This window comes from Yoonia sp. R2-816 (genome assembly GCF_046762905.1).
Lineage (GTDB): Bacteria > Pseudomonadota > Alphaproteobacteria > Rhodobacterales > Rhodobacteraceae > Yoonia.
Map to the genome: position 1 here is coordinate 1 of NZ_JBKQXN010000177.1, position 12830 is coordinate 12830.

The following is a 12830-nucleotide window of genomic DNA, read 5'->3' on the forward strand; positions in this document are numbered from 1 at the left end:
GCCGCGTCGGTGCCCGCTCGTTCACTGCTGTATTCGAAGCCATCGGCCAAATCTGCGACTTATACGATCCCACAGAGTGCTGGAACTACTTCAAGGCTGCCGGATATGCCTCAAACTAATCCCGAAACGCTTTAGCGCCAGCGTATCAGCGGAAACGGCCGCCAGATGGTCATCCATGCGCAAAAACACGAATGCCGCGCGAATGGCACCTGCCGCGTCAAAACGGAAAATCCGGTACTGATTGGCATCCGCCTCCTGCAGTTTGGCCACCAACGGAAGCAGATCAGGAACCAAAGCATCCAGATGCGGCACTTGGGGCAACTCAGCCCATTCGCGACAAAAGAAGATCATGAAATTGGCACCAAGTTCCGGATCAGTCTCGGCCATCTGATGCCCGGCCAGGGTCACGACCGCTTCAATCGCGCCCTTGAACACCGCAAGGGTCGCATCATCCACCCCGAATACCACCGGCACAATCGGCCTGCCCCAGCGGGCAAACACATAATTCCCGTCGGCACGAGTGAAGAGCGCGGCAATATCCTGATTTCTTTCTTCCATAAATACTCCCGCCGGAGGCAGCCTAGCCAAACAAATCCGTCTGAGATTTTGGCGGCGCAATCCCCAGATGCGCCCAGGCCGCTTGCGCCAGCATCCGGCCACGCGGCGTCCGCTGGATCAACCCTTTCTGCAACAGATAAGGCTCAATCACATCTTCCAGACTGTCGCGGCTTTCCGACAAGGCCGCCGACATCGTCTCAACCCCGACAGGGCCGCCGCCATAGCTTTCTGCAATCAGGCGCAGATAGCGCCGATCGGCATTGTCCAGCCCCAGATGATCCACACCCAGCCGGGTCAGCGCCCGGTCGGCAATCGCTTGGGTCACGGTGCCATCGCCCTCGACAATCGCAAAATCCACCACCCGGCGCAGCAACCGCCCCGCGATGCGCGGCGTCCCCCGCGCGCGGCGTGCAATTTCGCGCGCGCCTGCATCGGCGGCAGGCGCCCCCATTAGCCGGGCGCCACGGGTGACGATCTCGTGCAACTCGTCCTCGGTATAAAACTCCAGCCGCGTCGGAATGCCAAAGCGATCCCGCAAGGGCGTCGTCAGCAACCCCATGCGCGTCGTCGCCCCGACAAGGGTAAAGGGCTGCAACTCAATCCGGACAGTGCGGGCAGCAGGGCCTTCGCCGATCACCAGATCCAGCTCGAAATCCTCAAGCGCCGGATACAGCACCTCTTCCACCGCCGGGTTTAGCCGGTGAATCTCGTCGATGAACAGCACATCCCGTGCTTCAAGATTGGTCAGGATCGCCGCCAGATCACCCGCCTTGGCCAGCACCGGGCCAGAGGTCATGCGAAAGTTCACCCCCAACTCCCGCGCCATAATCTGCGCGAGCGTCGTCTTGCCCAGACCGGGGGGGCCATGAAACAGCGCGTGATCCATCGCCTCGCCACGTCTGCGCGCACTTTCGATAAACACCTTCAGGTTCGCGCGCGCCTCGCGCTGCCCGATAAACTCATCCAGCGTCTGCGGACGCAAGGCGCGATCAGCATCCTCAGGCTGCGGATCAGGACGCAAGGTGGGATCAGGCTGGGTCATACGCCCTCCCTAGCCTTTCGGCGCCAACAGCTTCAAGGCCGCACGGATCAGGGCAGAGGTATCCGCATCAGGGTTCGTGCCAGCCGCCTCTGCCACGGCACTTGCCGCCTCGCCGGGCGCGTAGCCCAGATTGCCAAGGGCCGACAGGGCCTCCGCCTGCGCCGGGTTTGCCTTGGGTGCAGGGGCACGCCGGACCTGATCCGGCGTCTCAGCCTCGATCACAACGTCGCCCAGCGCGTCGCCCACTGTGCCGCCCATCGCCATCACACCCGGCGCCTTGTCTTTCAACTCAATGGTGACCCGCTGCGCCGTTTTGGGGCCGACGCCCTTGGCCTTGGCAACAGCGTTCCAATCGCCCAGCGCAATCGCCCGGCTGACGCCGTCAGCCCCGATCGTCCCCAGAATTGCCATTGAGGCCTTGGCCCCGATCCCCTGCACTGACATCAGCAAGCGGTGCCATTCCTTTTCGACCAAGGTCGTGAAACCAAAAAGCTGCAGATTATCCTCGCGCACCAGCAGATCGGTATAAAGCGCGACCGCTTCCCCATTGGCGGGCAAGCCCGCCATCACCCGGTCCGACACATAAACGATATAGCCCACGCCGCGCACATCGATCAGCACATGATCGGCGGCGCGGTATTCCAGCCGCCCTGCAATCTTGCCAATCACGCGCCAGCCCTCGCCAGCGCCTGCGCCAAAGTGCCCGCAGATTGCAGATGATGGGCATGGCAAATGGCAATCGCCAGAGCATCGGCCGCATCCGGCCCGGCGATCTGCACACCGGGCAACTGCAGTTTCACCATATGGTCGACCTGACACTTGTCGGCATGGCCCACACCGACGACAGCCTTCTTGACCGCGTTCGGGGCGTATTCGCCTATGGCAAGACCTGCCTGTGCAGGCACCAGCATGGCAATCCCGCGCGCCTGTCCCAGCTTCAGCGTCGCGACACCATCCTTGTTGACGAAGGTCTGCTCAACGGCAGCGGCATCAGGGCGATGGGCCGCGATCATCTCTGTCAGGCCGGCATGAAGGGACAGCAACCGGGCAGCCAGATCATCGCCAACCGAATGGCACACGCCATTCGCCACATGGCTCAGACGCGATCCGGTCACTTCGATCACGCCCCAGCCCATGTTGCGCAAGCCCGGATCGATCCCCAAAACACGCATCACTGCCCCATTCTTCTTATTGTCATAAAATTGCTAGCACAAAACGCGAACAAAGACCAAGAGGCTTTCAGCCGAGCCATGACGCTACGGCATGACACCAACGGCCTGAATGCGTCGGAATGGGGCCTAAAGGCGACAGATTTAACTATTTGTAAATAAACAATTTACGGCGTAATCCGCACAAAAATAAGGCATTCTGAAAACGCATATGAGTCATGCAAAAACGTCACTGGTAACACCAATCAAAGCCTCCTAGATGCGCTTTATCAGACAACGCTGCATCGCAGCACAAATCAAGGAACAAGGCCATGGCCGCATTTGACACCACCCGCCCCGCTGCTGGCCTCTCCGCCGGCGCTTTCTCCGCTTTCGTTGCACGCTCTTTCGCTTCTCTGGCAGCCTGGAACGATGCGCGCGTTACACGCAACGCGCTGTCGAAACTCTCCGCCCGTGAACTGGAAGACATCGGTCTGTCCTATGGCGACATCGACAACATCGCGACACGCGGCATTCGCTGAACCCGCGCGAGGCATCAACGCAAAAGGCCGCTTCCATCTGGAAGCGGCCTTTTTGTTTCCGTCACCCTAGCAGGATCAAGGAAGAATATTCTGGATCGCACCTGAGATAAATACAGTTGCAGGATCAGCCTGCATCACCCATGCGCCCGCCTGCTCCATCATGGAACCTTGCTGAAGCGAGGTCACACGGTCGGCGTAAGCAGCTTCGCCGAGATAGGCAAAAAGGAAGCCCTTGAACAGGAAGCCGGTGATAATCAGGGCAAGAAGCCCTTTCAGCGGAAAGCGCGGCTTATAGATGCGTGGACGCGCCACGATCAGGCCATCGGCATTCACCGTTTTCACAACGCCACGTGCCATACGATCATGGCGGCGCACGATACGCTTCAGTCTCTTATCAAAAGGAACATTGGCTTGAGCCATGCCATCCTCCGCTAAATTACCAACTACGGTCTATCAAAGATCGCTAACAAATCTGGCTATAACAAGACATTTCACTGTTGAACGTGCGAAATCTCACAATACCGGTGTGTTTTTGCTCATTACCAGGGTTGTCCAGTCAACAATACTGTCCGATTGCACCAGATTGAACCCGTTTTGTTGATAAACGCCGACTACTTCGTCGGCCTGTTCATTCAAAATACCGGACAGAATCACATAGCCGCCCGGTGTGGTATGGGCTGCCATCGCAGGTGCCAGACCGACCAGCGGTCCCTTTAAAATATTGGCAAAAATCAAATCAAAGGGGCTCGCATCGGACAGCGCAGGCGTATCAAATCCAGCGGCCACGACGCAGTTAACCCGCCCGTCCAGACCGTTCGCCGCCACATTCGCCTGCGCCACATCAACCGCCACCGGATCAATATCGCTGGCCAGCACCTGACCGGGCAAAACATGCGCCGCTGCCATCGCCAGAACAGCCGTGCCACAGCCGATATCGGCCACCTTTTCGCCAACAAACCCGTCCGTCAGCAACGCGTCAAACGCCCGCAAACAGCCCAATGTCGTGCCATGATGACCCGTGCCAAAGGCCATCTGCGCCTCGATCAGCAATGCAATCGCATCGTCGGGAACCTTATCGGCGTCATGCGCGCCATAGACGAAAAACCGGCCTGCCGCGACCGGGGCCAGTTCGCGCTGCACCTTTGATACCCAATCCTGTTCGGGGATGTCGGACACCGCGAACAACTTGGCACCATGCAAGGCCGCCAGCACTGATAGCGCCGCCTGATCAGGCGCTTCGGTGAAATAGGCACCAACCTCCCACAACCCGGACCCATCCTCGATCTCGAACACACCCACACCGGTCGGTTCCGGCACCAGCGCTTCCAGATCATCGGCCAAAAGATATGCCGCATCTTCGCCGGGGATCGTCGTCAGGGCGGAATAGGTGGTCATCGCGTCAATGCCTTGTCAGGGATGCCACCGGTTAGGCCTTGCGCCGTGCTGCGTCAAGCAGACCGGGATCAGACAGGATCACCCCGCAAATCTCGTCCGCCCAGGCGGCGTAAACCGACGGGCCGGGGTGAAATCCATCCGCTGACATATTTGTATCGTTCAGACCCAGCTTGATGGTGACCGGGGTGCAGGCAGGCCGTGCCGCCACCAACCGATGCAGATGCTTGTCGAACCAGAGCGCCCGTCGGCCCATCGCCCAGCGCAGGGGTTGCGGCAATAATGGAAATTGCCCCATCGGCGGCAGACCAGAGACAACAATGCGCCGCGCGCCGAAATCATTTTTCAGCCGGTCCAGCAACCGGGCCTGCAACGACAGCCAGCGGCTGAGCGGGGTCGCCTTGGTCACATCGTTGACGCCCAAAGCAGTAACGACCACGTCATATTGATCACTCGGCAGGTCATCCAGCCAACCCACGGCCTCTGCGGTCTTGGCCCCTGTGCGGGCCACCAGATCAAACTCAACCCGCGCGACACCCGCAAGCCGTCCCGTGATACGCCCCAGCAGGGCCTCGGCCTGCGTCGCCACGCCGACACCGGCAGCCGACGAATCCCCGATGATCAGCAGTCGGAGCGGCGGACCATCACCCACAGCGCCACTACGATCCCCCGGCGGTTCCGGCAGTTCGATGACATGGCGCCGGACATAGGCCGCCTGCGCAAGCAGGATCGGCAGCAGAACAGTATGTGACAGCACATTGACGATCACAGATCGACGGTCCCCTTGATCAGAACATTCACATGCCCGCCAATCATCACCCGGTCGGCATCCGGGCGCACAAATACGCGGCCGACCCGGCCAATCTGTGTGCCTTGCGACATGACCAGATCACGGGTCAACCGCCCTTCGGCCCGCATCCACTGCGCAATGGCGGCATTCAGCGATCCGGTGATCGGGTCCTCGATCATACCGCTGGACGGGGAAAGGTTACGGACCTCATAATCCGCCTCTGCCCCGGCGGGGTAAGGCCCCACAACCGACAGCGCGACAAAATCAGGCCAACTGACGCGGGACGCATCAATCGCAAGCACATCCTCTGCCGATGCCAGTTCCAGCACCTGCCAGACCGGGCCGTTATCCAACTGGGTCGCCCTGACCACCTGTTCGGGCCGCAGATCCAGCGCCTGCGCATAGCGGGTCAGGTCCGCATCGGCCATCGGGATCACCTTGGTCGGCGGGGCAACAAATGCGGGCACCGGCCCGGTCACATCAATCTCAACAATACCGATCGCACATTGCTGACGCACGACACCGGCTTCGGCGGGCACACCACCGGTATGCAGCCACGCCATACAACTCCCCAGCGTCGGATGCCCTGCAAACGGCATTTCGCGACCGGGGGTAAAGATGCGCACGGCATAATCGGCCCCCGGGGCGGTCGGTTTGGTCAGAAACGTGGTTTCCGCCAGATTCGTCCAGGCGGCAAACCCCTGCATCTGGTCATCAGTCAGACCATCGGCATCGACAACCACAGCCAGCCCGTTCCCTTTGGAGGGAACAGCACTGAACACATCACATTGGACAAATCGCCTAGACGCCAACACCAATCGGACAGGTCACACCCGTCCCCCCGATGCCGCAATAGCCGTTCGGGTTCTTCGCCAGATATTGCTGGTGATAATCCTCGGCGAAATAGAACTCCGGCGCATCGACAATCTCGGTCGTGATGGCACCATACCCCGCCTCCGACAACCGCGGTGCAAACGCCACCTTGGACACCTCAGCTGCTTCGCGTTGTGCGGCCGAATAGGCATAAATGCCAGACCGGTACTGCGTACCCCGATCATTCCCCTGCCGCATGCCTTGTGTCGGGTCATGACCCTCCCAGAACACCTGCAACAGCTGATCATAGGAAATGACCGCCGGGTCATAGATCACGCGGACCACCTCATTATGGCCGGTCTTGCCGGTGCAGACCTCTTCATAGGTCGGGTTCGGGGTATAGCCGCCCGCATAGCCCACCATCGTCGACTGCACACCATCTAGCTTCCAGAACATCCGCTCCACACCCCAGAAACAGCCCATGCCGAACATGGCCTCTTCCATGCCCTGCGGCACCTCGCCAGTCAGCGGCGTGCCATAAACGAAATGGGTCGGGGCTGTCGGGATCGGCGCGGACCGGCCCGGCAGGGCGGCATCCTTGGTCACCATCTCGGACTTCGGGCTCTTGGTGAAAAACATCTGAACTCTCCTCTGGGGGTCAGGGCAGAATATAATGCCCGGCGGCGCAATTTCTACTCCGCCGCTGCAAGCAAACGGAACTGAAACACGGTCTCGTGACCCGGGGCAGGATGGCGCGGGATCAACAGCGACAACAGCAGCGAAATGATCGCCATGCCCGCCGCCATCAAAAACACCGTTCCCGGCGATTGCAGCCAGATATAACCCAGCAGGGCCGGCAAAAACACAGCCGCGATATGGTTGATGGTAAAGGCGACCGCGGCAGTGGGCGCGATATCCTGCGGGTCCGCGATCTTCTGGAAATAGGTTTTGATCGCCAACGCCAGGCTGAAAAAGATATGGTTGGCCACATAAAGAAACGTCGCCAACAGCACACCCCAGCCGAAATAATAAATGCCCCCATAGGCAAAAAAGATCAGGCACAGGCCGGTATATTCAAACACCAGCGCCCGGCGCTCACCGAACACGGCCACCAGCTTGCCCAGAAACGGGGCGGCGATCATGTTGATGACAAGGGTCAGCAGGAACAGCTTGGTCACCTCATCGACCTCGAGCCCGAACTGTTCGACCATCATGAATGCGGCAAAGACGACAAAGATCTGGCGGCGGGCGCCCGACATGAACTGCAACGCATAATAAAGCCAATAGCGGCGGCGCAGCACAAAGGTCTTCAACTGTGGATTGGGCGATTCAAACTGCGGATAGGCAAACAGACACAACAACGCCACCAACGCCGTAAAGCCGCCCGACAGCCAGTAGACGATGGAATAGGTCAGGCCCAGCAGATCCCAGCTCAGCACGATCAGCACATAGACCACAATCGTGGCCCCCGCCCCGGCAGAGATCAGCCAGCCCAGCGTCTGCGGTGCGCGCTTTTTTTCGATCCACTGCAACTGCAACGACTGGTTGACCGTCTCGTAATAATGAAATCCGATGGATGACAGCATGGTCACCGTCAGAATACCCGCCATGCTTGGAAACTGTGCCGTCACCGCCGTCGCCGCCCCCAGCATGGCCAGCGCCACGAGGCCCAGCACCTGTTCGCGAATGAACATGATCAGGGCGATCACCCCAATGGCAAAAAACCCCGGTATCTCACGAACGGTGTGCAGCCAGCCGATGTCAGATCCATCGAATGCCGCCACCTCGATCACAAAGTTGTTCAGCAGCGCCGACCACGTAGCAAACGCCACAGGCATGGCCATCGCCATCACAAAAAGCAACGACGTGGGCCTGCGCCACAGCGGCAGATGGCGCGCATCTTCGAGACGAACAATCTTCATGATTACCGACTTACGCCTGTTTTGGGATGATGGCGAGAGGTGTCATAGACCTGTCAAAGCCGACAAAACGATTAAAATTGAACCGACTTACTCACCATTATGCGGCGAAACCTAACCAACTCTTCATTGTCAGATGAAACGGTGCGGTGATGGTTTCACTGACAAAGCGGGTCAATGTATCGGGTAATCGCATGTCTGGTCTATGAACACGATTACGGGCTGGTCGCCGTCGCGGCGCTTGTCTGTATTGTGGGGTCATGTCTGGCTGTCCTGCTCAGTCGGCGGATGCTGCGGGCCCACGGCCTGCGCCGGATTGTCCAGCTTGCCCTGACCGGTCTGATCACCGGCACGACCATCTGGACCACGCATTTCATCGCCATGCTGGCCTATGATCCGGGCGTCGAACACGGGTACGAACCGTTCACAACCGGGCTGTCGCTGGTTATCGCCATCTTTGGCACATTGGCAGCGAATGCGGTGTTCGGGCGCGGCAAAGGCCTGCGCGACACCATCGCGGCCGGCACCACCTTCGGCCTGACCGTATCCATCATGCACTATGTCGGTATGTCGGCCTATCTGTTTCCGGGGGACGTCATCTGGCATACGGGGCCGGTCATTGCCTCTGTTCTGCTGGGCATGGGGTTAGGCACGGCTGCCTTTCACCGCATCGCCTTTCCGGTTACGCGCTACTGCTGGCTGGGCGGGGCCATACTGATGGTGACCGCCATCTGCACCATGCATTTCACGGGGATGAGCGCGTTTACAATCGAACTCAACACGCTCAATAAGGTGCCGCCGCAGCTAATCTCGGACACAGCGCTTGGCTTTCTGATCCTTGCGATCATGGTCGTCATCCTGCTGATCGGATTTGCCTCGGTCAGCATCGAAACCAATATTGAGGAAGAGGCAAAAAAGCAGCTCAAGATCGCCGCCCTGAACGATCCGCTGACCGGGCTGCCCAACCGTCTGCAACTGGCCAACCGGATTGATCGGTATGCCGAAGAACTGCAGACCAACCCCGGCGCTCGGGTCGCCGTCCTGACCATCGACCTCAACCTTTTCAAGGAAATCAATGATCTTTATGGCCACGCCACCGGCGATCAGGTGCTCCAGGTGGTCAGTGAACGGCTCCGCTGGACCATCGAAGACGATGAATTCATCGCCCGGACTGGCGGTGATGAATTTGTCGCCCTCAAACGCGGCTTTCAGAGCGAAGATGACGTGATCGCATTTGGCACACGCCTGAACGACGCCGTCGTCCAGCCGATTGAACTGCCTGCGGCCCCGGTCAGCGTGCGGGCGGCCATCGGCGTTGCCATCGCATGCGGCGATGACATCAAGATGGACGACTTGCTGGGGCAATCCGACATCGCCATGTACCGGGCCAAATCGGACCCCGAAAACTTTATCTGCATTTACAATGCCGAAATGGATCGTGAAACGCAGGAACGGACCTTGATGATCTACGATCTGCGGCACGCGGTCGAAAACGGCGAATTTGAACTGGTCTATCAGTTGCAGAACGATCTGAACTCACTGCAACCCGTGGGGTTCGAGGCTTTGTTGCGCTGGAACCACCCCCAACGCGGCCCGGTTTCTCCCGCACAATTCATCCCCATCGCCGAAGAAACCGGCCTGATCCGTGATATCGGTCTATGGGTCCTGCGCACCGCCTGCACTGAGGCCGCCAGTTGGCCAACCGAATTCAGCATCGCCGTCAATGTCGCCCCACAACAATTGGTCCAGGCCTGCTTTGTGGAAAAAGTCTCCACCATCCTGACAGAAACCGGCTTTCCGCCTGAACGGCTTGAGCTTGAGGTGACAGAAGCATCAATTATCGACGATCAGGTCCGTACCCTGAAAGCCATGCACGCGCTCAAGGCGATGGGTATCCGCATCGCGATGGATGATTTCGGGACCGGCTATTCCTCGCTTTCGACCTTGCAGGCCTTCCCTTTCGACAAGATTAAGATCGACCGCAGTTTCATTTCTGATGTGCATAGCGATCATCAGCGCGCGGCCATTGTCCGGTCTACACTTCTGCTTGGCACCGCCCTCGGGATTCCGGTGCTGGCCGAAGGGATCGAACAGCAGGAAGAACTGACATTCCTGCGCTCTGAAAACTGCGCTTATGCGCAGGGTTTCTATTTCGGCAAACCCAAAACGCTGCAAGAGGCGCGCCAGATCGCGGGGCAAAAACCACTGGCCCGCGCGTCCTGAAGTCAGACGACCTCAAACCTTAACAACGCCTTCATATTTCGACCGTACGCCGGGTTAATCCGGCAAAATCGCCCAAAAGGGTCCGACGCAAGTCCGACGTTTTGCCGACGCGATGCCGACCGCCAATTTTGGCGAAAAGGCCTGTATTAACACATGATTCGCGAAAATGGGCTGATCGGGGTGTTGCGCCGCCCCCCGCACCCCACCGAACGTTGCGTCAGGCCTCTTGCGCCAACCGCGCCTCAAGCACGTCAAACGGCACCCCCGGCTCGTCCTTGGCGCCACGAATGACCAGCGAAGTCTTGACCGACGCCACATTGTCTGCACTCGTCAATTCTTCTGTCAAAAACCGCTGAAAGGTGCGCAAATCCGGCGCCACACATTTCAGGATAAAATCCACTTCGCCATTGAGCATATGACACTCGCGCACCAGCGGCCATTCCTGGCAGCGGCGCTCGAACGCGCTCAGGTCCACCTCCGCCTGGCTGACCAAACCCACCATGGCAAAGACCTGCACCTCAAAGCCAAGCTCGCGGGCATTTACATCTGCATGGTATCCTTGAATAAATCCCTGCTCTTCCAAAGTGCGCACCCGGCGCAGGCATGGCGGGGCCGATATTCCAACGCGTTTGGCCAGTTCCACATTGGTCATGCGACCATCGGCCTGCAATTCGGCCAGAATCATCCGGTCGATGTCATCAAGTTTCGTTCCTGGCATCATATTCCCTGTGATTTTTGCGAATACTACGAAACAGCGCGCGCCTACGCAACAATATTTCACCAAACAGCAATAAAATAACGTATCACTTCCACTTGCCCCGGCCTTTTATCCTCGTGCAGGCGGGTCTATATCGGATTCATTGCAGCGTAATGAGGCCCGCCATGTCCGACACCCGCCACACCAAAGTCCTGATCATCGGCTCCGGCCCCGCTGGTTACAGCGCAGGCGTCTATGCGGCGCGTGCCATGCTGGAACCGATCCTTGTGCAGGGCATCGAACCCGGCGGCCAGCTGACCACCACCACCGAAGTTGAAAACTGGCCCGGCGACACCGAGGTGCAAGGCCCTGATTTGATGGTCAGAATGGAGGCCCATGCACGCGAAATGGGCTGCGAAATCATCGGCGATATCATCACATCGCTCGACCTGCAAAAGCGCCCCTTCACCGCCCAATCCGACAGCGGCACGGTCTATACCGCCGACGCCGTGATCCTTTGCACCGGGGCCCGCGCGAAATGGCTTGGCCTGCCAACCGAGGACAAGTTCAAAGGCTTCGGCGTCAGCGCCTGCGCCACCTGCGACGGGTTCTTTTACCGCGGTCAGGAAATCGTCGTGGTCGGCGGCGGCAACACGGCCGTCGAAGAAGCGCTGTTTCTGACCAACTTCGCCTCAAAGGTCACGCTGATCCACCGGCGCGATGAATTGCGGGCCGAGAAAATCCTGCAGAACCGACTGTTTAACAACAAGAAAATCGAAACGCTGTGGTTTCACGAAATTGATGAGGTCTACGGCACCGACCAACCGCTTGGCGTCGAAGGCGTGCGTGTCAAACACACCAAAACCGGCGAGATCACCGAAATCCCGTGCAAGGGCGTCTTTATCGCCATCGGCCATGCGCCCGCCTCCGAACTGGTCAAGGACCAACTGGAAACCCACAATGGCGGCTATGTCAAAGTCACGGCGGGCAGCACCCGCACGGCCATTCCAGGTGTCTTTGCCGCGGGCGATCTGACCGACCACATTTACCGTCAGGCGGTCACATCCGCCGGTATGGGCTGCATGGCAGCATTGGATGCCGAAAAATTCCTTGCAGAACAGGAAGATGCGCCCGTTCTTGCTGCCGTGGAATGACTGCCAGCAATACCAATCTGACACTGTTTTCGGGACCTACTTTTCGCATCGCCTTTGCGCGATATGCCGACAAGGTGCTGGACGGGGTGATCCACCCTGAAGGCCGGTTTCACCATAGCGGGCAGCCTGCTTTCTATGCTTCGCCTACGCCGGAAACAGCAGCCATCGCGATTGACATCTACCTGCGTGCCGACGATCCGCCACGCGTCATGATCCCCTTGCAAGTGAGCGACGCAAGGCTTGCCGATCTGCGCGACCCGGCGACTTGTGATCAGCTCGATATAGACCCGCGTTGGCCCAGCGTGCCATGGGCGGACGAGCGGGCAAACGGCCAGCCCGCCACCAGTTGGAAAGCATCAGACGCGGTGCGGGCCAGTGGCGCGGATGGGATGATCTATGCCTCGCGCCGGGCGCCGGAACGGTGGCATCTGGTGCTGTTTCGCTGGAATGCCCCGGGCGCGGCGCAACTGCGTGTCGCGGCTAGCCCAACTGACTGGACTCCATCTATATTTTGACGTTTCTGCAATCTGCGGTAGAGTTTCGTTATCGCAG

General features: G+C 59.1%; 14 protein-coding genes and 1 pseudogene. 4 read left to right on the forward strand and 11 right to left on the reverse strand.

The window, feature by feature from the left end; translation table 11 throughout:
* Positions 1-126: 126 nt before the first annotated feature.
* The 4 genes and pseudogenes from ACFWW2_RS06835 to ruvC all read right to left on the reverse strand — a co-directional run.
* A pseudogene (locus tag ACFWW2_RS06835) lies at positions 127-558 on the reverse strand (hypothetical protein); the annotation flags it as partial.
* 22 nt (positions 559-580) lie between these two features.
* A complete protein-coding gene (ruvB, locus tag ACFWW2_RS06840) occupies positions 581-1600 on the reverse strand; it encodes a Holliday junction branch migration DNA helicase RuvB (protein WP_393927099.1) in 1020 nt (339 codons plus the stop codon).
* A 9-nt stretch (positions 1601-1609) separates the two neighbouring features.
* Positions 1610-2269, reverse strand: coding sequence for a Holliday junction branch migration protein RuvA (gene ruvA / locus ACFWW2_RS06845; RefSeq protein WP_393927101.1), 660 nt, complete (start codon positions 2267-2269; stop codon positions 1610-1612).
* Positions 2266-2772: a crossover junction endodeoxyribonuclease RuvC gene (gene ruvC / locus ACFWW2_RS06850; protein ID WP_393927102.1), complete on the reverse strand. Its 507-nt coding sequence runs from the start codon at positions 2770-2772 to the stop codon at positions 2266-2268. The genes ruvA and ruvC overlap by 4 nt, the downstream gene beginning before the upstream one ends.
* A 308-nt stretch (positions 2773-3080) precedes the next feature.
* Here ruvC and ACFWW2_RS06855 point away from each other — a divergent pair, with 308 nt between their 5' ends.
* The gene (locus tag ACFWW2_RS06855) at positions 3081-3290 is read left to right on the forward strand and encodes a DUF1127 domain-containing protein (protein ID WP_393927103.1); all 210 of its coding nucleotides are present in this window, start codon (positions 3081-3083) and stop codon (positions 3288-3290) included.
* A 75-nt stretch (positions 3291-3365) separates the two neighbouring features.
* On the opposite strand, the gene ACFWW2_RS06860 is transcribed toward ACFWW2_RS06855, so the two are convergent.
* The 6 genes from ACFWW2_RS06860 to ACFWW2_RS06885 all read right to left on the reverse strand — a co-directional run bounded on the left by ACFWW2_RS06860 (position 3366) and on the right by ACFWW2_RS06885 (position 8207).
* Entirely contained in the window at positions 3366-3710 is a 345-nt protein-coding gene (locus ACFWW2_RS06860) for a hypothetical protein (protein ID WP_393927104.1), read from the reverse strand.
* Positions 3711-3803: 93 nt separating this feature from the next.
* Positions 3804-4685, reverse strand: a complete 882-nt coding sequence (locus ACFWW2_RS06865; RefSeq protein ID WP_393927105.1) for a 50S ribosomal protein L11 methyltransferase — start codon at positions 4683-4685, stop codon at positions 3804-3806.
* Between the two features lie 31 nt (positions 4686-4716).
* Positions 4717-5439 carry an SGNH/GDSL hydrolase family protein gene (locus ACFWW2_RS06870; RefSeq protein ID WP_393927106.1) on the reverse strand — a complete coding sequence of 241 codons (723 nt, stop codon included), beginning with the start codon at positions 5437-5439 and terminating at the stop codon, positions 4717-4719.
* Positions 5440-5447: 8 nt separating this feature from the next.
* A complete protein-coding gene (locus ACFWW2_RS06875; protein WP_393927238.1) occupies positions 5448-6287 on the reverse strand; it encodes a PhzF family phenazine biosynthesis protein in 840 nt (279 codons plus the stop codon).
* On the reverse strand, positions 6274-6924 hold the full coding sequence (gene msrA / locus ACFWW2_RS06880; protein ID WP_393927107.1) for a peptide-methionine (S)-S-oxide reductase MsrA: 651 nt from the start codon (positions 6922-6924) through the stop codon (positions 6274-6276). Before msrA ends, ACFWW2_RS06875 begins: the two co-directional genes overlap by 14 nt.
* 53 nt (positions 6925-6977) lie before the next feature.
* Entirely contained in the window at positions 6978-8207 is a 1230-nt protein-coding gene (locus ACFWW2_RS06885) for an MFS transporter (RefSeq protein ID WP_393927108.1), read from the reverse strand.
* 174 nt (positions 8208-8381) lie between these two features.
* On the opposite strand from ACFWW2_RS06885, the gene ACFWW2_RS06890 reads away from it, so the two are divergent.
* On the forward strand, positions 8382-10427 hold the full coding sequence (locus ACFWW2_RS06890; protein ID WP_393927109.1) for a putative bifunctional diguanylate cyclase/phosphodiesterase: 2046 nt from the start codon (positions 8382-8384) through the stop codon (positions 10425-10427).
* 217 nt (positions 10428-10644) lie between these two features.
* Here the strand turns inward: ACFWW2_RS06890 and ACFWW2_RS06895 are convergent, their stop codons facing one another.
* Positions 10645-11145 carry an Lrp/AsnC family transcriptional regulator gene (locus tag ACFWW2_RS06895; RefSeq protein ID WP_393927110.1) on the reverse strand — a complete coding sequence of 167 codons (501 nt, stop codon included), beginning with the start codon at positions 11143-11145 and terminating at the stop codon, positions 10645-10647.
* 164 nt (positions 11146-11309) lie between these two features.
* On the opposite strand from ACFWW2_RS06895, the gene trxB reads away from it, so the two are divergent.
* Together trxB and ACFWW2_RS06905 are read left to right on the forward strand one after the other, a co-directional pair.
* Positions 11310-12278 carry a thioredoxin-disulfide reductase gene (trxB, locus tag ACFWW2_RS06900; RefSeq protein ID WP_393927111.1) on the forward strand — a complete coding sequence of 323 codons (969 nt, stop codon included), beginning with the start codon at positions 11310-11312 and terminating at the stop codon, positions 12276-12278.
* Positions 12275-12793, forward strand: coding sequence for an RES family NAD+ phosphorylase (locus tag ACFWW2_RS06905; RefSeq protein WP_393927112.1), 519 nt, complete (start codon positions 12275-12277; stop codon positions 12791-12793). Before trxB ends, ACFWW2_RS06905 begins: the two co-directional genes overlap by 4 nt.
* The last annotated feature ends 37 nt before the right edge of the window (positions 12794-12830 follow it).

Coding starts and splice junctions, on each gene's coding strand:
- ruvB (WP_393927099.1), bottom strand. CDS start 1,600: ATGACCCAGCCTGATCCCACCTTGCGTCCTGATCCGCAGCCTGAGGAT.
- ruvC (WP_393927102.1), bottom strand. CDS start 2,772: ATGCGTGTTTTGGGGATCGATCCGGGCTTGCGCAACATGGGCTGGGGC.
- ACFWW2_RS06855 (WP_393927103.1), top strand. CDS start 3,081: ATGGCCGCATTTGACACCACCCGCCCCGCTGCTGGCCTCTCCGCCGGC.
- ACFWW2_RS06860 (WP_393927104.1), bottom strand. CDS start 3,710: ATGGCTCAAGCCAATGTTCCTTTTGATAAGAGACTGAAGCGTATCGTG.
- ACFWW2_RS06865 (WP_393927105.1), bottom strand. CDS start 4,685: ATGACCACCTATTCCGCCCTGACGACGATCCCCGGCGAAGATGCGGCA.
- msrA (WP_393927107.1), bottom strand. CDS start 6,924: ATGTTTTTCACCAAGAGCCCGAAGTCCGAGATGGTGACCAAGGATGCC.
- ACFWW2_RS06885 (WP_393927108.1), bottom strand. CDS start 8,207: ATGAAGATTGTTCGTCTCGAAGATGCGCGCCATCTGCCGCTGTGGCGC.
- ACFWW2_RS06890 (WP_393927109.1), top strand. CDS start 8,382: ATGTATCGGGTAATCGCATGTCTGGTCTATGAACACGATTACGGGCTG.
- ACFWW2_RS06895 (WP_393927110.1), bottom strand. CDS start 11,145: ATGCCAGGAACGAAACTTGATGACATCGACCGGATGATTCTGGCCGAA.
- trxB (WP_393927111.1), top strand. CDS start 11,310: ATGTCCGACACCCGCCACACCAAAGTCCTGATCATCGGCTCCGGCCCC.
- ACFWW2_RS06905 (WP_393927112.1), top strand. CDS start 12,275: ATGACTGCCAGCAATACCAATCTGACACTGTTTTCGGGACCTACTTTT.